We start from the raw sequence: 23,811 nt of genomic DNA, 5'->3' as shown, positions 1-23,811 counted from the left end.
AACAAATCCTGCTTTAACTTGTTGATAACCCCTGAAAATAGAAAGAGGCCGTCCTTTTGAGACAGCCTCTTTAGTTATATTAAATATTTTGCTATTTCTACCACCCTTGAGAGTTATCGTCGCCCCGCTTATCGGCACCGGTTTGATAAGTTCCTGATGGAGTTCTTAAAATCGCATCGGTTCTTCCAATACCATTTCTCAATTCAAGCATATACCCTTTTTGCTTTAAGGCTTCTAGAGTAGCAGCAGCTACGCCTTTTTCTTCGTACTGAACAACATCAGGCAACCACTGAAAGTGAACCCTTCCTGCATCAACAGCTTGTTGCATGTTCATATTATAATCAATAACGTTCACTATAGTTTGAAAAACTGTGGTTATAATGGTAGAGCCTCCCGGAGTTCCCACTACCATAAATAGTTGCCCATCCTTTTCTACTATTGTAGGCGTCATAGAGCTTAGCATACGCTTACCTGGTTGAATTGAGTTTGCCTCTCCGCCTGTAACTCCATATAAATTCGGCACACCCGGTTTTGCACTAAAATCATCCATTTCATCATTTAATAAAAATCCAGAGCCCTGCACAAAAACGTGTGATCCATAGCTGTTGTTTAACGTGGTAGTGATAGCCACCGCGTTTCCTTCCTTATCAACAATTGAAAAATGGGTAGTTTGCTCACTTTCTTTTTTCGGTGATCCATTAGTTGGTCCTAAATCACCGGGCTTTATCATTGAGCTAGGTGTTGCTTGTTCGAAAGAAAAATTGGCCATTCGAGTTTTCAAGTATGACTCATTCAACAATGCATCTACCGGAACTTTGTAATATTCAGGATCGCCTAAGTAGGCTGATCTGTCGGCATATACCCTTCTTTCGGCTTCGGTAATTAACTGAATGCTTTTTATGGTGTTCCAGCCCATGGCTTTTAAGTCATAAGGTTCAACCATTTTTAAAAGCTGAAGCAAAGCAATTCCGCCACTCGAGGGAGGTGGCATCGAAATAATTTTATACCCTCGATAATCATCTTGCAATGGTTTACGCCAAACCGACTTATAATTTTTAAGATCTTCTTTGGAAATCAGACCCTTTCCGAAGACCATTTCCTTAACAATATTATCTGCGGTAATACCTTCATAAAAACCAGCCCTACCCTTATCTCTTATCAGTTCCAGCGTTTTTGCCAAATCTTCCTGTTGTAAAACATCCCCTTCTTTCCAGTCATCAGTATTAATTAAGTAGCTGCTAGCAGGTTGATTATATTTGATAAAATCAGGTTTATGCTTATTCATTTCACGGGCTTGCATAGCCGTAATCTTAAAACCAGTACGAGCCAATTGAATTGCCGGCTCAATCAGTTCTGCCCATTTCAACTTGCCATATTTTTTATGAGCTTGTACCATCCCATCTACAGCCCCTGGCACTCCAGCAGATAAATGGCCATAAATACTTAGATCCTTAATAACATTTCCCTGAGCATCAAGATACATGTCTTTATGAGCTGCAGCTGGTGCAGTTTCCCTGAAGTCGAGCGAATTTACCTCGCCTTTCTGCGAACGATATACCATAAAGCCTCCGCCACCAATATTTCCGGCATTGGGATAAACAACAGCCAAGGCAAAATGAACTGCCACCGCAGCATCTACAGCGTTTCCACCTTTTTTTAGAATAGCTAGCCCTACTTTTGATGCCTCACTATGCGCCGTAACTACAGCCCCATTTTTGTAACCATCGCTACTCTCTTTATCCGGATTAACAATTGAAAAGGAAACAAGCAGAAATGAAAGGAGGATAGTTGAAAAAAGGAATTTGAATTGATTAAGGTTCATTGAGTTTATTGATAAGTGATACAAACACTAAATTACCAGGAGATAAAAAACAAAAGCGTCTTTAAATTAAAAGACGCTTTTTCAACATTAAATGAAATTATATATAGACTTAAATAAGATAATTGATTCATTCAAAAAATAATTAAACCGGTCTTTCCAAATCAAATCTCTACTTTTTAATTTTTTATTTGATCACCGTTAATTTATCTGAATAAACTTCGTTATTGATAATTACCCGAACAAAATACACCCCCGGATTAAATCCATCCAAGCGATAATTCTTATTCATATACCCACTAAAACTACTTGCTGTTTCATCAACAAACAATTGACCTAATGCATTTATTATTGAAACTCGAACTTTTGAAGGTTCCCAAACATTAAACTGAACAGTTACATCTTCAGATGTTGGAACCGGGTAAAGTTTGAGCCCGATATCTTTGGGAACATTGGGCAATTGATACGCTATCTCATTTGAGGTAGCGCTGCAATTATCAACTAATTTTACTATATAAACTCCAGAATGGATCGGCGTATATGTTGGCCCTGTTGCTCCCTCTATAGGAACGTCGTTTAAAAACCATTGCATTGAACCCTCAACATTCGCGGTAAGGATATCATTATTAAGTGTTATTTCCACTTTTTGAAGCGTGGCGACAGACCTTGGGCTTACACATCCTAATGCTTTAACCTCCATATCATAGAAATAATACCAATAATTATCAGGCCCGGTGGTGCCACTTATACTTGCGGTATTACCCGTAATATCCAAAACTCCTGGAATAGATATCGGGTAGCTGATTGGTGTATCTTGTTTATTACGGAAAATGGTCGCGTCATTTTCGTAGGCAATATTGATAAGGTAATTGCCAACAGTTGGTATTTTTAAATTAAGATCATAAACGGCACCCTGATCGTTACTAACCGTTGGTTGCGATCCTGCCGCTTCGGGGTTTCTGGTAGCCTTTACATTAAGTTTAACCGATGACACTTCAACCCCGGTTTGTTCATCCGTAACAGTAAATGTTATTGTTCCTGAATGACCAATGTACAAACGAGCTCTTTGCAACACAATCGGTGCATTAACTGTTAACCTTACTGAAGGTGTAAACTGATTATATGCATTATCACCACTTCCGTATACGGTACGAGTTGTAGGGCCAACCTTTCCTGAGAAATCATTAAGCGCTCCATAAATTACTGATGGCTTTGTGCTGACATAGGCATTATTTCCAACTGCAATTGGATTTGAGGAGGTGGCAGAATCAAACCAATATACCGTTCCGTCCGTTACCGAAGACCTTAGCAATAAGCCCTCATCATCACAAGCAATAAAATTCAATTGTGGAGCTTCAGGGTTTACTGCAATCGAAACTGCGGTTCGAATCGAGTCATTGCTTCTCACCTGATCAGTAGTCAAGCCAGTATAGCATTTAAACAAATATGAAGCTCCCGATACCGTTACAAAGCTTTCATTAAAGATAAAATTGGTTTCTGCATCCGGGCTCAACACTTCATTAATTGTTCCTGTTAACTTTTTAACCAAGGTTCCATTGGCACTAATTTCTACCGCAACTGGTATTGCACTTGCACTCTTGCTACCATAATTTTTTACTGAAACGGCCACTTTCATGACGTTGTTTGCACATGAAAAATTCTCTGGAGATACTAATGCACTTACTCCAACATCATTGGAAGGAGGTGTAATTTTTAACGCGTAATCTTCTGTTTCTCCTTTTAGATAGTTTCCACACGCTAAAACACTAGCGCTCTGCGACGTTTCAGTCAAAACAAGTCGCATCCTTAAAATATCACCTACATTAACGGTAGATGGAATGGAAATATTAGTATTAAACTGCCCCGAGGCATTTAATAAACTACTCGTAGCAACTGCCTCCCCCGAATCATCAAAACTACCATTGCCGTTCCAGTCAACAAATAATTTAACAAACCCATTAGTACTTGCCGAACAAGCATTTAACACAACATTTATTGGCAAAGTTTGTCCCGGCTCAGCCAATGCCGGATTGTTTAAATAACTTGAATATCCACTACAAGCTGAACTAGTGTTATTAAAGTTTCCAATTTTAACGCTACCAATTTTCAGGCCGGTTGTTCCAGTTGCTGCAGAAGTACAATACGCATTACCTCCAACTCCTGTTGCAATTAATGAAAAAGCCTGTTGCCTGTTTTGTAAAGTATTCTTATGGGTAACTGTTATTGTATATGTTTCACCAGGCTCGGTATTATCAATCAGAATTTTCTCGACGTTATCTCTAAAGTTATCACCCTTTGAGGCATTATTTGCAGGATTGGAAGGATCCAAAATCCATGGCTGAAAAACATCTGATCCCTTGGTAACACGAACATCCAAATCATTCAATAGTTTACTGGAAAGATCATCAACCGTACCATCAGGAGTTGCTGTGGCTGCTGGATCGGTCCAGCTAATGCTTACCGAAAGAGGCTCTCTTCCTGATGCAATTACTTTCAACTCGTAACTTTTTCCTTGCTGAAGCACTTGCTCGCTTATTATGCTGTACTTTCCATTTTCAGCAATAAGGGTAGCTGCATTTGCAGTGTTCATTACTCCCCAGCCCATTTTATAATCAGGACCAGCAGCATTGCCAGCTTCATCCGCAGTGTGAATAATCAGCCCTTTGAGCGTGGCTGAACGCATAAAGTTTCCATTATTGAATTTTGAGAACTGTTCTTGCAGTAACAATGCAGACCCAGCAACCGATGGCGCGGCCATCGAGGTGCCACTCAATATGCCATAATCATCATCACTACCTGCCAAGGTCGACAATACATTAATTCCGTTAGCAACTATATCAGGTTTTATTCGCCCATCATCAGTTGGCCCCCAGCTGCTAAACGGTGCCAATCGCACATCAGATGCCTTTGTATAGCCATTGTCCAAACCATAAATAGCTCCAACTACCAGTATATTTTTAGCATTGCAATTGGTGGATAAATTATCGTAAGAATCATTACTTGAAATAGCCCCCTGAACTCTTGCACTTCTCAAGGTAAAGTTACCTGCAGCATTGCGTTGATAATAGGGTTGGCCAATATCTGGGCCATTTTGGTTTTGATTATTCCCGGCCGACTTAACAATTAAGTAATAAGGTGATTTAAAAGAGATATCATCCCAGGCAGCCACAGAAGCATCATAATCACCAAACTTATAATCTTCAAACTTCCCATCTTCACCGTACCATTCCCAATTAGGATCGGTATCCGTGCCTGCTCTCGATTCGCGAAAATACCAACCCGCAATATTTCCGTATGAATGGTTAGATACCAGTAAACCATACTTAGCAACAGCAGTTGCCATTTCGGCATCATCATTATTAAAATCGAAGCCGATCAAGGAAGGAGCTTTAAAGGCCATGCCTTTTGCGGCCGGATTTAGGCCCGCAGCAATCATTGTTCCACCAACGTGTGTCGAATGATCTTGTGAATCAGTCGTTTCATCACCTGATTTTATACGGCTTTGAAACTCACGATGGGTAAATAGCGGTTGGCCGCCATCCCATATTGCTAGCTTATCTCTTAAAATTGAACTTGAACCACTTAAGCTAAAACCGGTCGAACCACCCGGCCAAACTTTAGCAGTTCCGATGGTGACTGCTGATTTAATATTGCTATTGGTTGTAACATACACTAACATCCCGTTTGCATCAATACGGTGCACCGCAATAATATTACCTTTAGAATCTACTGTACGAAGAGGCAAGCCTCTTTTTTCAGCAAAAAGCTTTGCCTGCTTAAAGTTTTTCTCATGTTCATCATGAAGTTTACTCGCTAGTTGCTTAAGTGATTTCCGCTGTGTTTTAGTTACTTCCTTATATGACTGAGCACTAAGAATAGACGGTAATACAATTGAAATTATCAGAAAAAGGAAACCTAAACGGATCTTCATGAATGTGAATTACTTTTTGTTTACGAAACACTAATTTATTCTTTTTTGAACAAACCAATTAGTTCGATGATATCAGATGTAAGTTTTAATACTATTTAACTACAAAAGTTACTTTTTTGTCGGCCAAACCAACAATTCTGTTTTATAAATTGTTTAGCTTTATTAGTATGAAGCCTATTTTATTGACGTATTGCTTTTTGTCTGCTATTTTCTTGCCAAATAGTTTTTATCAAAAAACTGATCCTAATACATTTTCAGATAGTAGCGGAGTTTGCGGAACGGTAGTATTCCGATCGGGGAATTACATGCCATCAATTGGGGAAAAGAAATCGGCGAACCAGGGAAAAGCCATTGAACGCGAAATTGTATTTTATGAGCTTACCAATGTAAATGAAACTACTGCCAACGGCTCATTTTACAGTAATATAAAAACTAGGGAAATAAAAAGAGTTTGGTCAGATAAAATGGGGAAGTTTAAAGTTTTACTTCAACCGGGTAGTTATTCCGTTTTCGTTAAGGAAAAAGAGGGATACTTTGCCAACCGTTTTGACGGACACAACAATATATGCCCAATTGAAGTAAAAAAGGATAAAATGACTGAATTAAATTTGGTTGTTGATTATAATGCGGCTTATTGATCTACCTCATGCTGTGCCGAAAACTCTTCTTCCAATATCTGACGCGTTAACGGTTTTCCTAAGAACTTTTTAACAAACTTATAGTTGCTAATTCGCTCATGGTCAACAGGATCAAGTGATGAAGATAGCATGTATATTTTGCATTTTTCTAAAATAGAAGGATCTAACTGCTCAAACATCTTGAGAAAATCAAAACCATTCATTTCAGGCATTCTTATATCTAGGAAGATCAATTCAGGGAGGTCCAGTTTTTTTTCCAGCTGCTTTTGAATATAATCAAGCCCGTCTTTAACAGCCACTACACAATGTACATTTTTGACAAAATGATAGTTGACAAGAATTTTCTTGTGTATCAAATTATCGATCGTACTATCGTCAATAATAAGCGCTGAATTAAATATAAAGTTCTCCATCCACTCTAGTTCTGGTTTTTGGTAATTGCTTATACGTAGAATGCCAATACAAAGTTCTATATTATGAAAAAAAAACTACAAAAACCAATGTATCTCTATCGAACATTTCCCGCAAGTAATTTTAAAGCAATTTCTGCCGTTTTTGCATCGTACTGAGCATTGATATATCTAAAATCGGCAATAATAAAATTTTGCTGAGCCTGCCGCAATTCCAATTGGGTAACACTTCCCAGTTTATATTTTTCAAAGGTAATATCTTGATTTTGAAGGGCCACCTGTCTGTTTGCAGCTTCAACCCCCACCAGAGAAATACTGTTTTGATAGTTGATATATGCCGTACTTAATTGAGCATCCAAACCCTGCTTCAACTGTTCATAGAGCAAACCAGATGTGTTAATTTCCGTTCTGGCATTTTGCTCCCTCTTATTCTGAATTAAGCCATTAAACAAATTAATTGAGGCAGTTGCGCCATAATTTAACCCATTGTTCAGATTAGACAATACCTGACCATAGCTAGACTGTGACTTTGTATAATTATACCCCGTATTTAACTTAACTAGCGGAAAGCGATCACCTCTTATTTCTTTATAGGTTAATGAAGCAATGTTTTTGTTCAATTGAGCCGCCTTTAACTGAGGGTTATTGGTCAGAATGCTTTGCCTTACCGTTTCATATTTCAGCCCATAATCAATAATGATAGTATCAGTAACATTAAAATTGGTAGTTACATCCCTTGCCAATAATTGATTCAAAAGTATTTTACTCGATTGCAGGTTTTGCAATTGGCGCATCAGGTTTGTGGTGTCGGCATTTAAATCAACTGTTGAGTTTAACACATCCAGCTTAGAGGCCTTACCTACCGAATATTTGTTGGTTTCGTCTTTCACCCGTTTCCTCGAAAGCTCCAAAGCATCCCGTAAACTCTTCGTTTGATTTTGCTGACTTACTACTGTATAATAGGTGGAAACAATGGCATAAACCGTTTGCAAAACAGTAATTTGTGTATTGGTTTCGCCCAATTTCTCAAACTCCTTGTACTTATCATAGGTTGCAAACATTCTTAACCCATCAAAAATGGTCCAGCTTAAACCTACATTTCCGTTATAACTATGCGATTCAGCCCAGTTACGATTTTGGATGGAGTCAGTATTAAACACTAGCCTAGTATTCACTCTGCTCCCATTAAAACCAGCTGATGCACTAGCTACCGGTAAAAGTGTTGTATAAAGATCACGGGCATTATTAGTGCTAATTTTCTCGTCATTACGGGCAATTCTTATTGAATAATTATTCTCCAACCCTATTTCAATGGCTTTATTGATATCTAATAGTTCCTGTGCTTTTGAACTAGCGGAGCATAAAAGTACAACCAATAAAGCTGTTGTTATTTTTTTCATTCGTTAATATTGTGTAATGCCTAAGCTTCGGCAGTAATTAATTTTGGTTCTGAATCCTTATCTTCTGATGCATGTTCATCAGGATGAGGCTTATGCTCTTGCGACATGTATGAATAGATGGCTGGAATAACAAATAAAGTTAATGCCAGGGAGAACAAAATACCTCCAATAACAACTATCCCCATACTCATACGGCTTTTTGCTGCGTCACCTAAAGCCATTGCTATTGGCAATGCTCCTAAAGCAGTAGCTAAACTGGTCATTAAAATTGGACGTAAACGAGCAGCTGCAGAATCTCTGATAGCCTTTTGCAGTGGAACTCCCCGCTCTTTCAATTGGTTAGCAAACTCAACAATCAAAATACCATTTTTAGTTACCAAGCCCACCAACATAATAATACCAATCTGACTAAAAATATTAATGGTTTGGTTGAATAACCATAATGAGAAAACAGCTCCTGCAATTGCCAGAGGAACCGTGATCATAATAATTAATGGATCAACAAAGCTCTCGAATTGGGCTGCCAATATTAAGTAAATAAGCACCAGTGCCAATACGAAGGCAAACATGATATTTGAAGAACTTTCGGCAAAATCTCTTGAAGCTCCATTCAAAGAAGTTTGATATGAATCATCTAATACCTTTTTCTTAATTGCATCCATAGCAGCAATACCATCTCCTATAGTTTTGCCTGGTGCTATACCTGCCGAAACTGTTGCTGACGTAAATCGATTGAAATGATATAATTGCGGAGGGGAACTGTTTTCTTCAATCTTGATCAGGTTATCCATCTGGATCAACTTATTCTGATTATTACGAACAAATATTGAAGTAAGATTAGAAGGATCTTCACGGTCAGAACGATCAAACTGGCCAATTACCTGGTATTGTTTACCATTCATAATATAATAGCCAAATCGCTGACCACTTAAGCCTAGTTGGAGTGTTTGTGCCACATCAACAAATGAAACGCCTAAAGCTTTGGCCTTATCTCTATCGATGGTAATATTAAGTTCGGGTTTATTAAACTTCAAGTTAACATCGGTCATTGTAAAAGTTGGATCCTTCTGCACCGCCTCCATAAACTTAGGCAGTATTTCTTTCAGCTTTTCGAAAGTTGGAGCCTGTAATACATACTGAATCGGTAATCCACGGCCTCCTCCTGCTGAAATAGTTTGCTGTTGAATAACAAAGGTCCTGGCTTCTGACATGCCCGATGTTAGCTTAGTAAGATAGTCGGCAATTTGTTGTTGTGAACGAGTTCGCTGATCCGGATCTTTTAATCTCAGTCGACCAAAACCCGTATTAGTTGCCGAGTTACCGAAACCTGGAGCTGTTACCGTGAGCAACACCTGCTTTTCAGGAATTGAGTCCATTACCGTTTGTGTGATTTTCTTCAGGAAGTTATCGGTATAATCATATGAAGCTCCTTCGGGTGCTGTTACTGAAAGACTAATGAAGTTACGATCGTCCAGCGGAGCTAACTCCGATTGAAGCATTTTTCCAAAGAAAAAGATCATGACAACACAAAGTCCGATAAGCGGAAATGCCATCCAACGCTTGGACAGGAAACTGTTTAATGAAGACCGATAGCTCTCAACCATGTTCACAAACAAAGGCTCGGTTAGTTCATAAAAACGACTTTGTTTTTGGTTTTTACGAATTAGCTTCGCATTAAGCATGGGCGTTAAGGTCAATGATACAAACGCAGAAATCAATACTGCTGCGGATATCACGATACCGAACTCACGGAACAACCGGCCAACAAATCCTTCTAAGAAGATAATTGGTAAGAATACAGCAGCAAGCGTTATTGAAGTAGAAATAATAGCGAAGAATATCTCGTTGGAACCTTTGATAGCAGCCTCAAACGGCGATAATCCTTCCTCCACTTTTTTATAAATATTCTCGGTAACAACAATACCATCGTCAACAACCAAGCCTGTGGCCAAAACAATGGCCAACAAGGTAAGTACGTTAATGGAGAAGCCCATCAGGTACATAATAAAGAATGTACCGATTAACGAAACCGGAATATCAATCAACGGACGAAATGCAATTCCCCAGTTTCTGAAGAAAATATAAATGATCAACACAACCAGGATAAGGGCTACACCCAATGTTTCAACTACCTCGTTGATTGACTTTTTGATAAATATGGTATTATCTAAGGCTATATCGGTTTTATAATCTTTTGGCAAATCTTTTTTGATCTGCTCATATCGCTTATAAAACTCATTGGAAATATCAATATAATTAGCTCCTGGTTGAGGCACCAGAGCCAAACCAATCATTGGTATCCCCGACTCACGAAGCATGGTCTCTTCATTTTCAGGGCCTAAAACTGCACGACCAACATCGCTTAAACGAATAATATTCGCTCCATCATTTTTTATTATCAGGTTATTGAACTCTTCCTCGGTCGACATATTACCGGTTGCATTTACGGTCAATTCCGTATTATCGCCGGTAATTTTTCCGGTTGGCAATTGAACATTCTCCCTATCGAGCGCATTCTTAACATCAAGGGTGGTTAATCCATAAGAAGCCAGCCTGATCGGGTCGATCCACAAACGCATTGCATAGCGCTTTTGTCCCCATATTTGAATGGAACTTACGCCAGGAATAGTTTGCAGACGCTCCGCCAACACATTTTCGGCATAATCACTAACTTCTAATTGGTTTCGAGTATTACTCTGCAAGGTCATCGAAATGATTGCATCAGAGTTGGCATCGGCTTTACTTACTACAGGCAAACCATCAACATCTTTTGGTAAACTTCTGGCAGCCTGCGAAACCTTATCGCGGACATCGTTTGCCGCATCGTCAAGGTCTTTGCTTAAATTAAATTCGACGGTAATATTGCTCGAGCCCTGGTTGCTTGCCGATGATATGGTACGAATTCCGTCAATGCTATTGATGGCTTTTTCAAGTGGCTCGGTTATCTGCGATTCAATTACATCAGCATTTGCACCCGGATAACTGGTACGAACATTTACAATTGGAGGATCAATGGACGGGTATTCACGTACCCCTAAATATTTAAAACCAATATATCCGAACAGAATAATAATGATATTCATTACTATTGCCAGTACCGGACGCTTAATGCTGGTGGTGGATAAACTACTCATTTCAGTAAGTTCTTTGTTAGATTAATTAGTATTAAAAATAGATTTCGATAAAACCTCTGACATTGTCAGTCATTTTAACTCTTTAATTAATACTAACTTTTACAGGCGTTTCCGCTTTTAACGACATAATACCTGTTGTAATAATTGTATCTCCGGCATTAATACCCGATAACACCTGAACCCGGTTGCTGGTACGTGCGCCAGTTTCAATTAATGCATCTTTGGCAATTCCGTTCTTACAAACAAATACTTTCTTACCCTTTAACAATGGAACAACTGCTTGTGTTGGCACAAACAATGCATTTTTTACTTCTTTTAATGCTAACTCCACTTTTGCAAATGAGCCTGGAAGCAAACGTCCATCGTTATTAGGCGCTGTTGCTTTTAATTCAACAGTACGGGTGGTTTCATCAATTTGAGGCTCCAAGGCGTAAACGGAAGCTTTATGAATTTCGTTGCTGCCCTCAACTGTAAATGTTACCGTTGATTTTGCTTTGATCAGGGCCACATATTTCTCTGGAACTGTGAACGTAATTTTTGCGGGATTTACATTCACCAAGGTAGTAATATCTGTTTGAGGGGTTAAATAATCGCCTACCGAAACTGAGCGTAATCCAATGGTTCCACTAAAAGGAGCTCTGATTTCTGTTTTAACAATTTGAACACGGATCAATTGTGTTTCAGCCTTAAGAGCGTTTAAATCAGCTAAAGTCGCATCGTAATCTTCTTTACTAACGGCTTCTTTTTCTAGCAAGATACGAGCGCGGTACTCTTTTTCTTCAGCCAGCTTTTGCATGGTCAAAGCCTTTTGCAGCTGAGCCTGAAGATCCTTGTCGTTAATCTTTATAAGCAATGCGCCTTTGGCAACATTGCTACCTTCTTTGAAATAAATATTTGTAATTAAACCAGAAGCTTCACTCCGAATGGCAACTTGTTCGTTTGAAACGATGTTTCCGGTTATATTAAGTTTATCGGTAAAATCTTCTGACTTAACAACTATACCATTTACAGCAACAGGTCCTCCGGGTTTACCTGCATTTTTACCACCTCCTGCCTTTTCATTGCCTGGTGAGGGAGCTGTGATACGATGGTAAATGAGGTAACCTAGCACTAGAGTTATGCATGTGTAAATGATGTGTTTAACTTTCATCGATTGCTGTTGTGTTTGCGTTTTGGGAAATATGTGTGATAACAAATTTATGGCAAGTAAGTTGATTTTATTTTAAATCCATTTTCTGTATCAACGTTTTTACTCTGAAATTGACAATATTTAGCCAACCCCAGCATTCATAAACAGTATAAAAATCTTATTGTTTGTTAATTGCTTTGCTTAATAGTCAGGTCGTTGTAACCCAATTAACTTTTTGTTCGTTAAAAACGTTACAAACAGTTAAACCCCATGAACCGACGCTCATTCTTAAGTTCTTTTGACCCCTATTTTTTTCCAACCTTAAGAAATAAACCTCTATCTCCACCCGAAACCATTCAACGACCCACATCAACATTAGCCACACAATCTTCGTGGGGGGAGGAAGAAGCTAAGCATCTTATTCGTCGTGCAACCTTTGGTGCCTCAAAAAAACTAGTCGCTCATGTTCAAAGCCTTGGTTTAAACGGAGCTGTAGCTAAATTATTAGCTAATCTTTCAGATCCTTTTCCTCCTCAAAATGAAGATGAAGATAATTTAAGTTCTCCAACTGACTCTTGGACCACCAAAGCTTTTATTGATGGCGACATGAACGGCAAACGCTTAAATAGTTTGCGAGCCTGGTGGATAGGCTTAATGCTGGAACAGGATACCTCAAAGTCTGAAGGTTTTAATATCAGGGAGAAAATGACCTTGTTTTGGCATAATCATTTTGTCACTGAATCAGGAATTGTTGATGAAGCACGTTACTGCTATCAGTACAATGCTTTACTCAGAAAACAAGCCACCGGTAATTACCGAACACTTTTAGAAGAGATTACGGTAAATCCAGCAATGTTGAAATACCTCAATGGCGATAGCAATACCGCATTCAACCCGAATGAAAATTATGGCCGCGAATTGCTAGAGTTATTCAGCATTGGAAAAGGCCAACAAACGGCCGACCCTGTTGGAGATTATACCTATTACAACGAAAACGATGTTAAAGCTTCGACCCGAGTATTAACAGGCTGGCGTCATCAGGTTACGAACAACGTTCCAACGGCTTACTTCACACCTCAGTATCACGATCAGAAAACTAAGATTTTCTCGGCTCGATTCAAAAACTATACAATCCAACCGCAAGGAGATGTTGAGTATAAAGAACTCGTCAACATGATTCTTACTCAGTCAGAAGATCCATTAGCATCGGCAAAGTTTATCTGTCGTCGGATTTACAGGTATTTTGTTTATTACCAAATCGATGAATTCACCGAAAAAAATATCATAACTCCTTTAGCCCAAACCTTATTCAACAGCAATTACGAATTTAAGCCTGTATTGCAACAGCTTTTTATGAGCCAGCATTTCTATGATGTGCTTAATCGGGGCTGCGTGATTAAGAACCCTATTGATTATGTAGTTGGCCTTGGAAAAGAATTTGAATTAATGACCACTGGTTCAGTTGACACTCCTGGTGATAAATACAAAGCATGGTTTAAACTTTATGAAGAAGCGATGCAAATGCAACTGGCCTTGCTAGACCCACCCGGCGTTTCGGGCTGGGCAGCTTACGGACAACAGCCTGCTTACCATGAATACTGGATAAATTCAGACACCATGTATCAGCGTAAAGGTTTTACAGATCATATTATAACCGGTCTAGATGCTAATGGATTGATGCTTTCAATCAATACACTTGCGTTCTTAAAGAAAAACTTCACTCAGGCCGATCTTTCTAATGCCAGGGTAATGATCGACAAGGTAACTCAGTTTCTTTTACCAGTTGTTTTACCATTAACTCAAGAGCAAAAGGATACGCTATTGTTTGAGGCCTTACTCATGGGTTTATCTAATGATCCAAATTATTGGACCAACCACTGGACCGATTATACGAGCAATGGGGCCACTACAGAAATAACTAAAATGCTAAAATCATTTTTCACTTACTTACTGGCAATGCCCGAGTATCACCTTAGCTAACTGAATTTTGAAATAGCTCAACCTGTTTCTTATTCAGTTCATCTAAATTATCACATATGCGCAGAAGAGACTTTATACGATATACATCAGCCGCCTCCATCCCGGTTTTGGCTGGCGGTTTTCAAATGAAAGCATTGGCCAGTACTCCTTTGCTCGATTTGCTTTCTCAAACTGAAACCGATAAGGTTTTGGTTATTATTCAATTAAACGGAGGGAATGACGGTTTGAACACAGTTATTCCTTTAGATCAATATTCGAATCTGGCAGCAGCCAGAGCTAATATTTTATTACCAGAGCCTAAGATCTTACGTCTTACCAATAGCACCGGCCTTCATCCTTCAATGAAAGCTTTACATTCTCAATATCAGGATGGTAAAGTTCGGGTGATTCAGAATACCGGGTATTATCCCGCCAATCAGTCACACTTTCGATCGACAGATATTTGGTGGACTGCCCCGAATAATATTACGAAGGTGATTGAATCGGGTTGGATTGGGCGATACCTTCAGGGAATTTATCCCGGATACCCGGAGACCAAGTATGACCACCCACCGGCTTTGCAAATTGGAGCTATTTTATCATTGGGCTTAATGGGCGAATTAAGTACTCCGATGGGAATCTCTGTTAGCAGCCCCGAGGTCTTCGATTACCTTGCACAAGGTGCTGCCGATGCGAGTATTCCCAAAACTGCCGCAGAACTTGAGTTGAAATATATTCGTAATATGTCGGTTGTTTCTGGTGATTATTCTGAAGTATTACGCCAGGCCATTCAAAAAGGAGCAAATCTTTCTACTAAATATCCGGCTTCATCTGTTAAAAACTACCTTGCTGCTCAGCTAAAGGTAGTAGCTCGTTTGTTAGCAGGAGGTCTAAAAACCCGCATTTTCATCGTAAACATGGGTGGTTTCGACACTCATGCCGACCAAACTAACAAAGATTCTACAGGAACTTTATCAGGAACTCATGCCAATTTATTAAAGAATTTATCTGATGCCATTGCTGCCTTTCAGGATGATTTACAACTATTGAAATTGGACCATCAGGTAGCAGGATTTACATTTTCAGAATTTGGCAGAAGAATACGTTCAAATGCCAGCTATGGAACCGATCATGGCGCAGCGGCACCAATGTTTGTTTTCGGCTCGGGAGTAATTCCAGGTATTTTGGGAGCGAACCCTCAAATTCCGAAAAATGCCGGCGCCGGTGATTGTGTAGAAGCGGATGAAGACCACGATTTCAGAAATATTTATGCCACCATTTTAAATCAATGGTTTGGGGTTTCACAAACGGAGCTTTTACGAGTAATGGACAATAAACCTGATTTAAAAGCCGATTTAAACATTTTCAGAACTAAAGATCAAATTGATAATAATAGCCAAGGCAAACTCAAGTTATTGGTCACTTTCCCTAACCCTTTTACCGACTATACCACTATTCGTTTTATGTCGGGCAACGGTCCAGCCAAAATGAACTTAATTGACACCTCTGGAAAAATCATACGAGAAATTATCAATGAAAACCTTACAGAGGGGCAGCACGAAGTTACTTTACATAAGAATGGGTTATCAGATGGAATCTATTATATCCATATTTATCAGGGCAATGAAAAAGACACCATTCTGCTAAGAGCTGTCTGATTCATTTTCCATCTAATACCAGAATTTAAGTAAAACTACGGGAGCAAGTAACATTAATTTTCCGTAAATTCTATTCATAAATAATCAAGTTTATGCACCGAATTTTAATGTTACTTGTGATTCCTACACTCTTAATTTTATCTAAGTTAATCGTTAGCACAATTTGGTTAATTAAGATGATTTTAGTCAAACTAAAATAGGTCTTCCCTATTTTTAACCTCCTCTATTTTAACAAACTACACAGATTTAATAGCACACTTCATAGAAAAGAAAATTTAGTATACAGTTCATGTATCAATTAATGAACAAGCAACTATTATCTATAAAACCTATAGATTTTATATTTTAAAGCCTCTTTTTCAACTAAATCTTTAATTATCAACTGTAAATATTCGCTAATATTCAATAAAATGATGTTTAAACACTTGTTTACTGTCCTGGAAATAGCTCACTTAACAAAAAAATAACGTAAGAAGCAATTTATGTGGCATGAAATATGAAAATCGACCGGAAAAAATTGGGATATATAAAATAGCTCAACCGCTATTTTCCAAACCAACGAAATTTTCCAGTATTTACTTATTTCAAAAAAATGAATTTCAATACGCTCTACTTCATTTTATTTGTATGTTCTGTTGTTGCATTATTTTGTACTGTTAATCAAAGGTTTCGCATTTATGTTTTACTAATTGCGAGTTGCCTATTTTGTATTTCCTTTTCCTTTGTTCATTTCTTAATACTTTTAGGTACTGTTGGGTTTAATTATCTTATTGGGTTAGGAATACAATCTCCTCGATTTTTTAGCAAAAAGACAATTTACTTAAGTGGCCTAATTGCCAATATTGCTTTTTTAGCCTATTACAAATACGCTAATTTTTTTATTAACAATATTCAGGAATCACTAATGTTTGTTGGTTGGCCTGGACATCTTAACAATCTCAACATTATTGCTCCCATTGGTTTATCTTTTTTAACCTTTCAGGCGATAAGCTATTTAATTGATATAAAAAGAGAAGCAATTGAACCTGAAAAGAATTTTTTTCATCTAACAATCTACTTCTTATATTTTCCTAAAATTTTAGCGGGCCCAATAGAGCGTGCTAATACTTTTCTATCACAACTTAAACAACCCTTAAAAGCCTGTCCATCTACAATAAAGGATGGCCTAAAGCTTTGTTTATTAGGTTTCTTTAAAAAACTCGTAATAGCCGACCGACTTACAGAATACGTTAACAAAGTCTACGACGCCCCCGATTATTTTAGCTCGCAGGCATTAATTGCAGCAACCATATTCTTTACTATTCAACTTTATTGCGACTTTTCTGGATACTGCGATATAGGTATGGGTATTTCGAAGATGCTAGGCATTAAGTTGACTAAAAATTTCAACCATCCATTCTTTGCTGAATCTTTTACAGATTTCTGGAAACGTTGGCATATAACGTTATCGTCATGGTTAAGAGACTATGTTTTTTTACCCTTATGTGGTCGCCGGGCAAAACACATAAAAATCTATAGAAGCATCATAATCGTTTTTGCTATTAGCGGTTTATGGCATGGGGCTAACTGGACTTTTATTGTTTGGGGATTATTACATGGCGTATTCATAGTAATTGAAAATATAATTAAAAGAATTTTCAAAAATCATGAGTTCAATTTAATCCCCCAACAGCTGGTTATATCCCTAAAGATCGTTTTAACCTTCTTTTTAGTGACCGCCACTCGGGTATTTTTTAGAGCTAAAAATATAGATGAAGCCTTATACATCTTTAAACGAATGTTTACTATCGCCGGCAATTTTGATTTCTCTGAAGGAAGATTTTTATTTTTCCTTGCGATAATAATGCTTCTCATTTATGAAATAACGGCAGAATACTTTAGTAAGAAATTAATTTCATTGAGCAACAATTCTCGACTACTTAAGCTAGGCTTTACAGTTACAATTATAGCTTTAATAATACTTTTAGGAGAGTTCAATGGAGGAAGATTCATCTACGCACGCTTTTAACATTACCAACTATGTACCAGTTAATTAAGCAGTTACTTTTAATCACATTTCTACTTATAATTATTGACAGAAGTACTGGGTTTTACTTTGATAAACTATTACCCAGTGTGAAATGTGGATACTACGGAAAAATCAACTCCTATCTTTCGACTGTTGAAGCCTATGATATAATAATTTATGGTAATTCAAGAGGAATGCATCAGTATGTTCCTAAAGTATTTGAAAACAACTTGTCATTAAGAGCGATTAATGCAGGGATAGACGGAGCTGGCTTGCCATTTTATAAAGCTTTAATAGAATATCAATTAAAGCATCATAAACCTAAGTTAATTATAATAGACATTAACAACAGAGAACTCGAAAGCTCCATTATTGGAGATAAAGAGAATGCACTGAATTATTTATCGCCATTTTTAGCTTCAAAACCTGACTTAAAAGCAAGCTTAGCACTGTCCACAAAAGATGAGTTATTATATAATTCGGGCCTGTACAGATACAATACTAAATTTTATGGAATTATCAGAAGCCTTTCCTGTTCTGATAAACTCCAAAACGGGTATTCTCCTTATGTAGGAATTGCGGCTAAAGATATGAGAGATTATAAGGAGCCTGAAAGTGGAATTGACAAAGAACGAATTGAACTGCTTGAATCAATAATCGAACTATGTAAACAATCAAATGTAAAACTACTATTCGTTTTTTCTCCTAAACGAGATATCGACGACCGATCATTCAAGTCCAGAAAGCTTCTCAACAACATCTTCGATAAATACAATCTCCCTTATTGGGACTTCACTGTTAACGACAACTTTAAAGCTAAAAACATTTTCTACGACGCGGCGCATCTAAATCAGGAAGGAGCTGCGCTCTACAGCAAATTCCTTTCGATGAAAATATTAAGTAGCCGCATGCTCAATTAATGAGACTAAAATCCTATCAATTTATAACTATAACAATGAATAACACTGAAAAATTAATTAATGTATTCTCAAACGCTCTGGGAATCAATAAAGAAAAAGTTAATGAGCAATTAAGCTACCAATCAGTCAAGCAATGGGACTCCATGGCCCATATGGTTTTAGTTGCCGAAATCGAAGATTCATTTAATATTAACATTCAGGATAAAGACATTACCCAAATGGATACTTTCGGTAATACCAGAAACCTATTAGAAAAATATAATGTTCAATTTGACTAGCTCATCTATATGAAATTACTGGATCTTATTAAAGAAAATCAAGCCTTAACGTTTAATGATTTGAAACAAAACAGGGTGTTTCAATTTGACGAAATGCTCTATAAAGTGCCTGATTTACCTGAGTATAAGTTTCTGATATTTCATTACTCCAATAATTCGATAGAATCGCTAATGGCCTTTTTCTCCTACTGGAGCTATGAAAATACGGTCATCACATTATTAAGCGATTCTATCTCATTAGAACTAAAAAAAAACCTGGAAGAACTTTATAATCCATTATACATTTCTGATCAAACCAGAGAAATTATACCTGATTATGGAGATGTAAGCAAAAACCTCCCTTTTAAATTATTCAAATCATTAACTGCAAAAGAATGTTCAATTGCGGCAGAAATAAAACTATTATTATCAACGTCTGGAACAACTGGCTCTCCGAAACTTGTAAAACTATCTGAACAAAACGTTGTTGAAAATGCTTTGTCAATAATTGATTATTTACCTATTAAACCTACTGATAGAACTCCGCTTAATTTACCGATTCATTATTCGTATGGCTTGTCTGTACTAACTTCAAACGCCATTGCTGGGGGCATAATTTATACGTCAGTTGATGATATTTTAAAACAAAGCTTTTGGGAGACATTTCAAAAACTTGAATTTACAAGTATTGCAGGGGTTCCTTTCGTTTATGAAATGTTGGCCCGAATAGGATTCTTAAATAAAGAGCTAGCATGCCTACGTTATTTTACGCAAGCGGGTGGCCGATTGAATGAGGACTTGATTGAAAAGTTCTACTACTTTTCTGTAAAGAATGAAAGTAAGTTCTACGTAATGTATGGGCAGACTGAAGCCACCGCTCGAATGTCATACTTACCACCTGATCAAATTGTAGAAAAATCCGGATCAATTGGAAGGCCGATAAAAAACGGAACCTTTATCATTGACCCTGAAACTAATGAATTATGCTATAAAGGGCCCAATGTTTTTGGAGGATACTGTGAAACCCACTTCGATTTAAACACGTATGTTCAACCTGAATGGCTAAAAACAGGAGACCTTGGCCGAATTGACAAAGATGGCTTTATCTACATAACCGGTCGATTAAAACGTTTTGCTAAAATTGCAGGGTATAGAGTTAATCTGGATGAGCTTGAAAATCTTTTGAAAGGACATTTTCATCTAACAAATTTAGCCTGCATAAACTTTCTGGATAAGAAGATATTGCTGTTTATCACGAATGATCGTGCTAATGATACAGAACTACTGCTTGAATACATCCGGGATCAATTTGGTATTCACCATACTTTAATAAAAGTTGAAATCATTGATGAAATACCTTATACATTGAATGGCAAAGTAAACTACCAACAGCTTCAATCTAACGCTGTGGAGCCCAATGTAAATCGTATCGGATAGAATTTTCAACTAATATCTGCCTAATAAAAGACTTCCTGATCTTACTTCAATTATCATCAATAATTACTTGATGTAGAATCCTAAAATAGTAGGACTATTTATAAGATAAATTCATAAAACTGAGAGCAACAGCACATTGTCACTTTTTTATTACTAATTAATGCACCCAATGAGCATTAACATTTTCGTAATATTGCCCCACACGAAAGAGAAGTAAATGAAAAAGTTAAGCGCGCTAATCTTATTATCCGTATTTTTTATGAGTACAGCCTCAGCCGCCGAAACCCAATTGAGCTATCAATTGTCGTTTGACGATGCAGCACAGCACTATGTTGATGTTAAAATGGACATTAACAATTGGAAAGGCAAAGACCTGATTGTTAAATTACCTGTTTGGGCCCCAGGATCGTACCTTGTACGTGAATTTGCCCGTAACGTTGAGCAGTTTCAGGCAGTATCTGGATCAACACCTTTAAAGGTTCACAAGATCAACAAGAACACTTGGAAAATTTCAACAAACAAAGTTTCGTCTATTAGTATCAGATACAAGGTATACGCCTTTGAGTTAACAGTTCGTACAAGCTTTATTGATGCTGCTCACGCCTACTTAAACGGAACAAGTATATTCATGTATATTGATGGCAAGAAAGAGCTTCCATCAACAATAAAAGTTACTCCAACTAAAAACTGGAAAGAAATTTCAACTGGTTTAGAAGCTGTGAATGGAGATAAATGGACATTATCGTCTCCTAACTATGATATACTTGCTGACTCACCTATTGAAATTGGCAATCAGGAGATCTTGAAATTTGAAGCTGCCGGTGTTCCTCATGAAATTGCATTATATGGAGGAGGCAACTATGATAAAGCAAAGTTAACTCGTGACGTTAAACAAATTTGTGAAGAAGCAACCAAGGTATTTGATTCACATCCGTGTAAACATTATACTTTTATTGTTCACTGTATGCCATCAGGAGGTGGAGGTTTAGAACACTTAAACTCAACTACTGTTCAAACCTCTAAGTTTGGCTTTAGCAATGATAAATCATACAAATCATTCCTTTCATTAATTGCTCACGAATATTTCCACTTGTGGAATGTGAAGCGTTTACGCCCAGAGGTTCTAGGCCCGTTTGATTACGATAATGAGAACTATACAACCATGCTTTGGTTCTCAGAAGGTTTTACTGCTTACTACGATAACTTATTGACTCGTCGTGCCGGCTTCTATACTCCGGATGCTTATCTGGACATACTTACCACCGACATTAACAAGGTTGTGAACCAACCAGGAAACTATGTTCAACCAGTGGCTGAAGCTAGTTTCGATGCTTGGATCAAGTACTACCGTCCTAATGAAAACTCAAGCAATTCAACTATTTCCTATTATGATAAAGGCTCAATTTTAGCCTTAATTTTAGATATGGAAATTTTGCGCGATACCAAAGGAGCCAAAGACTTGGACGACCTGATGAAGTATTTATATAACGAATTTTACCTGGGTAAAAAACGTGGCTTTACAGATGCTGAATTTAAAGCAGCCGCCGAAAAAATTTGCGGACGTAATCTGGATGAGTTTTTCATCAACTATGTAAACGGAACATCGCCTATTCCATTTAATGATTACCTGAGTGCTGTAGGCTTAAGCTTGGTAGATCAAAATGCTGGAAGTCGCGCTGAGATCAACTTTGGTGCAAATACCAAAACTGATAACGGTAAAATCGTCGTAACATCAGTTACCAAAGGTACTTCGGCATATGAAGCGGGAATTAATGTAAACGATGAAATTATTGCTTTTGATAATTACCGCGTTGACGATCTTGCGAAATGGTTAGGATACAAAAAAGTAGGCGACAAAGTAGATGTATTAGTTAGCCGTGAGGGCTTTTTAATTACTATTCCGGTAACATTAAAAGCTAATACAAACGTAAAATATAAATTTGTAGCCATTAAATCGGTTAGTACGGAACAAGCTAAATCGTATAATTTCTGGATGAAATTTGATACTCAGGCAGGAGCAAACTAACAGTTCCTACCTAAAAAAGCAGCGGATAAAGTAAATCTTATCCGCTGCTTTGGTTTTAATAAACTACCATCAGTCATATTTTCAATTTACTAAAACCTCTCCATTTGAATTAATGATTGTACCGAATGCCGCCGAAAGTTGCTGCATATGCCCCAGAATATCTTCGTGCTCAAAATTTCGAGCAATACGAGCCTGCATATCTTTCATTACAATAGGTATCAGTTTTACTTTCCTTACTCCGTTCTTATCGATTTCGCAGTTAAAAAAACATGTTTGATTATTTTTTAGCTGCGGATTTAAATCGTAATCGTCTATTAAATCACCAGTGTCATACATAATAAGCTTACCATTATATATTTCAACTCCCTGACAAACATGAGCTCCATGTCCGTGGATAATGTCAACACCGGCGTCGATAATTTTATGAGCAAATGATACAAACTCCGGCAGGGGCGTATCATTCATTTTATCTCCCCAGTGAATACTTAAAATCAATATATCAACCTTATCCTTTATCCCTGCTATTGCATTCTTAATAGTCGTAATATCGCCTACCTGCACATAATTGGTTCCAGGCTTATCAACTGCCATCCAATAAGGCTCATTATCAGTAAAACCTAACAGCCCTATTGAAATACCGTTCTTCGAAACAATTACAGGCATTGCGGCTTGCTGCATATTATTTCCGGCTCCTATATGATGTATTCCTGCTTTGTTTAAAAGGTCAATGGTTTCAAGCATACCTTCCTCATAAAAATCAAGAATATGATTATTGGCGATGTTTACCACATCAATCCTGGCTTCCACTAGCGTTTGAATTCGATTAGGTTCGGCCTTTAAATTAGTCGACTTTCTTTTTTGTTGTTTATTATAATGAGTAAGTGGTGCCTCCAAATTAACCAAATTAAGATCTGTCCCTTTGAACAATGGAAGCATATCACCCCATGGATATGAAAAACCATTTTCAGTTATTTTATCATTTACCATGCCCCCTATCATTACATCGCCGGTAAACCCAATAGATACAGGTGTGTGATTTTCGTAAGCCATATGATTTGAGTTATAAGACTATTAAAGAAAGTTGG

Annotated in this window: 15 protein-coding genes; 8 read left to right on the top strand and 7 right to left on the bottom strand. The window is 37.6% G+C overall.

The features are described from left to right. Positions 1 to 97 precede the first annotated feature (97 nt). On the bottom strand, positions 98 to 1,822 hold the full coding sequence (gene ggt, locus NF867_RS12450) for a gamma-glutamyltransferase (protein WP_252588326.1): 1,725 nt from the start codon (positions 1,820 to 1,822) through the stop codon (positions 98 to 100). A gap of 184 nt (positions 1,823 to 2,006) precedes the next feature. After that, positions 2,007 to 5,750 carry a S8 family serine peptidase gene (locus tag NF867_RS12445; protein WP_252588325.1) on the bottom strand — a complete coding sequence of 1,248 codons (3,744 nt, stop codon included), beginning with the start codon at positions 5,748 to 5,750 and terminating at the stop codon, positions 2,007 to 2,009. 167 nt (positions 5,751 to 5,917) lie between these two features. Between NF867_RS12445 and NF867_RS12440 the strand changes: the two genes are divergently transcribed. Next, complete coding sequence (locus NF867_RS12440) at positions 5,918 to 6,388, top strand: hypothetical protein (RefSeq protein WP_252588324.1); 471 nt, start codon at positions 5,918 to 5,920, stop codon at positions 6,386 to 6,388. Here NF867_RS12440 and NF867_RS12435 read toward each other — a convergent pair. The 4 genes from NF867_RS12435 to NF867_RS12420 form a co-directional block, all read right to left on the bottom strand. After that, positions 6,382 to 6,801 (bottom strand): response regulator, encoded by a 420-nt coding sequence (locus NF867_RS12435; protein ID WP_252588323.1) that lies wholly within the window; start codon positions 6,799 to 6,801, stop codon positions 6,382 to 6,384. The genes NF867_RS12440 and NF867_RS12435 overlap by 7 nt on opposite strands. 95 nt (positions 6,802 to 6,896) lie before the next feature. Beyond that, positions 6,897 to 8,198, bottom strand: coding sequence for a TolC family protein (locus NF867_RS12430; RefSeq protein WP_252588322.1), 1,302 nt, complete (start codon positions 8,196 to 8,198; stop codon positions 6,897 to 6,899). Between the two features lie 20 nt (positions 8,199 to 8,218). After that, a complete protein-coding gene (locus NF867_RS12425) occupies positions 8,219 to 11,332 on the bottom strand; it encodes an efflux RND transporter permease subunit (protein WP_252588321.1) in 3,114 nt (1,037 codons plus the stop codon). Between the two features lie 82 nt (positions 11,333 to 11,414). Beyond that, positions 11,415 to 12,482: an efflux RND transporter periplasmic adaptor subunit gene (locus tag NF867_RS12420; RefSeq protein ID WP_252588320.1), complete on the bottom strand. Its 1,068-nt coding sequence runs from the start codon at positions 12,480 to 12,482 to the stop codon at positions 11,415 to 11,417. Positions 12,483 to 12,731: 249 nt separating this feature from the next. Between NF867_RS12420 and NF867_RS12415 the strand changes: the two genes are divergently transcribed. The 7 genes from NF867_RS12415 (at position 12,732) to NF867_RS12385 (ending at position 22,726) form a co-directional block, all read left to right on the top strand. Beyond that, complete coding sequence (locus NF867_RS12415; protein ID WP_252588319.1) at positions 12,732 to 14,441, top strand: DUF1800 domain-containing protein; 1,710 nt, start codon at positions 12,732 to 12,734, stop codon at positions 14,439 to 14,441. Between the two features lie 56 nt (positions 14,442 to 14,497). Beyond that, entirely contained in the window at positions 14,498 to 16,078 is a 1,581-nt protein-coding gene (locus tag NF867_RS12410; RefSeq protein WP_252588318.1) for a DUF1501 domain-containing protein, read from the top strand. 904 nt (positions 16,079 to 16,982) lie between these two features. Beyond that, complete coding sequence (locus tag NF867_RS12405) at positions 16,983 to 18,086, top strand: MBOAT family O-acyltransferase (protein ID WP_252588317.1); 1,104 nt, start codon at positions 16,983 to 16,985, stop codon at positions 18,084 to 18,086. Positions 18,087 to 18,097: 11 nt separating this feature from the next. Next, complete coding sequence (locus NF867_RS12400; protein ID WP_252588316.1) at positions 18,098 to 19,006, top strand: hypothetical protein; 909 nt, start codon at positions 18,098 to 18,100, stop codon at positions 19,004 to 19,006. Between the two features lie 35 nt (positions 19,007 to 19,041). Next, positions 19,042 to 19,284 (top strand): acyl carrier protein, encoded by a 243-nt coding sequence (locus NF867_RS12395; RefSeq protein WP_252588315.1) that lies wholly within the window; start codon positions 19,042 to 19,044, stop codon positions 19,282 to 19,284. Positions 19,285 to 19,293: 9 nt separating this feature from the next. Then, positions 19,294 to 20,700, top strand: coding sequence for an AMP-binding protein (locus tag NF867_RS12390; RefSeq protein ID WP_252588314.1), 1,407 nt, complete (start codon positions 19,294 to 19,296; stop codon positions 20,698 to 20,700). Positions 20,701 to 20,959: 259 nt separating this feature from the next. Then, the gene (locus NF867_RS12385; RefSeq protein ID WP_252588313.1) at positions 20,960 to 22,726 is read left to right on the top strand and encodes a M61 family metallopeptidase; all 1,767 of its coding nucleotides are present in this window, start codon (positions 20,960 to 20,962) and stop codon (positions 22,724 to 22,726) included. Positions 22,727 to 22,807: 81 nt separating this feature from the next. Here NF867_RS12385 and NF867_RS12380 read toward each other — a convergent pair whose 3' ends face one another. Beyond that, entirely contained in the window at positions 22,808 to 23,776 is a 969-nt protein-coding gene (locus NF867_RS12380; RefSeq protein ID WP_252588312.1) for a CapA family protein, read from the bottom strand. Positions 23,777 to 23,811: the final 35 nt, after the last annotated feature.

The organism is Solitalea agri, from assembly GCF_023914155.1.
Classification (GTDB): Bacteria; Bacteroidota; Bacteroidia; order Sphingobacteriales; family Sphingobacteriaceae; genus Solitalea; species Solitalea agri.
Note: the sequence above shows the minus strand (reverse complement) of the source record. Positions and strands in the feature narration are given on the sequence as shown.

What these genes read in the sequence shown, in the direction of transcription:
- ggt (WP_252588326.1), bottom strand. Translation starts at nt 1,822, where the DNA reads ATGAACCTTAATCAATTCAAATTCCTTTTTTCAACTATCCTCCTTTCA.
- NF867_RS12445 (WP_252588325.1), bottom strand. Translation starts at nt 5,750, where the DNA reads ATGAAGATCCGTTTAGGTTTCCTTTTTCTGATAATTTCAATTGTATTA.
- NF867_RS12440 (WP_252588324.1), top strand. Translation starts at nt 5,918, where the DNA reads ATGAAGCCTATTTTATTGACGTATTGCTTTTTGTCTGCTATTTTCTTG.
- NF867_RS12435 (WP_252588323.1), bottom strand. Translation starts at nt 6,801, where the DNA reads ATGGAGAACTTTATATTTAATTCAGCGCTTATTATTGACGATAGTACG.
- NF867_RS12430 (WP_252588322.1), bottom strand. Translation starts at nt 8,198, where the DNA reads ATGAAAAAAATAACAACAGCTTTATTGGTTGTACTTTTATGCTCCGCT.
- NF867_RS12425 (WP_252588321.1), bottom strand. Translation starts at nt 11,332, where the DNA reads ATGAGTAGTTTATCCACCACCAGCATTAAGCGTCCGGTACTGGCAATA.
- NF867_RS12420 (WP_252588320.1), bottom strand. Translation starts at nt 12,482, where the DNA reads ATGAAAGTTAAACACATCATTTACACATGCATAACTCTAGTGCTAGGT.
- NF867_RS12415 (WP_252588319.1), top strand. Translation starts at nt 12,732, where the DNA reads ATGAACCGACGCTCATTCTTAAGTTCTTTTGACCCCTATTTTTTTCCA.
- NF867_RS12410 (WP_252588318.1), top strand. Translation starts at nt 14,498, where the DNA reads ATGCGCAGAAGAGACTTTATACGATATACATCAGCCGCCTCCATCCCG.
- NF867_RS12405 (WP_252588317.1), top strand. Translation starts at nt 16,983, where the DNA reads ATGTTTGTTGGTTGGCCTGGACATCTTAACAATCTCAACATTATTGCT.
- NF867_RS12400 (WP_252588316.1), top strand. Translation starts at nt 18,098, where the DNA reads ATGTACCAGTTAATTAAGCAGTTACTTTTAATCACATTTCTACTTATA.
- NF867_RS12395 (WP_252588315.1), top strand. Translation starts at nt 19,042, where the DNA reads ATGAATAACACTGAAAAATTAATTAATGTATTCTCAAACGCTCTGGGA.
- NF867_RS12390 (WP_252588314.1), top strand. Translation starts at nt 19,294, where the DNA reads ATGAAATTACTGGATCTTATTAAAGAAAATCAAGCCTTAACGTTTAAT.
- NF867_RS12385 (WP_252588313.1), top strand. Translation starts at nt 20,960, where the DNA reads ATGAGTACAGCCTCAGCCGCCGAAACCCAATTGAGCTATCAATTGTCG.
- NF867_RS12380 (WP_252588312.1), bottom strand. Translation starts at nt 23,776, where the DNA reads ATGGCTTACGAAAATCACACACCTGTATCTATTGGGTTTACCGGCGAT.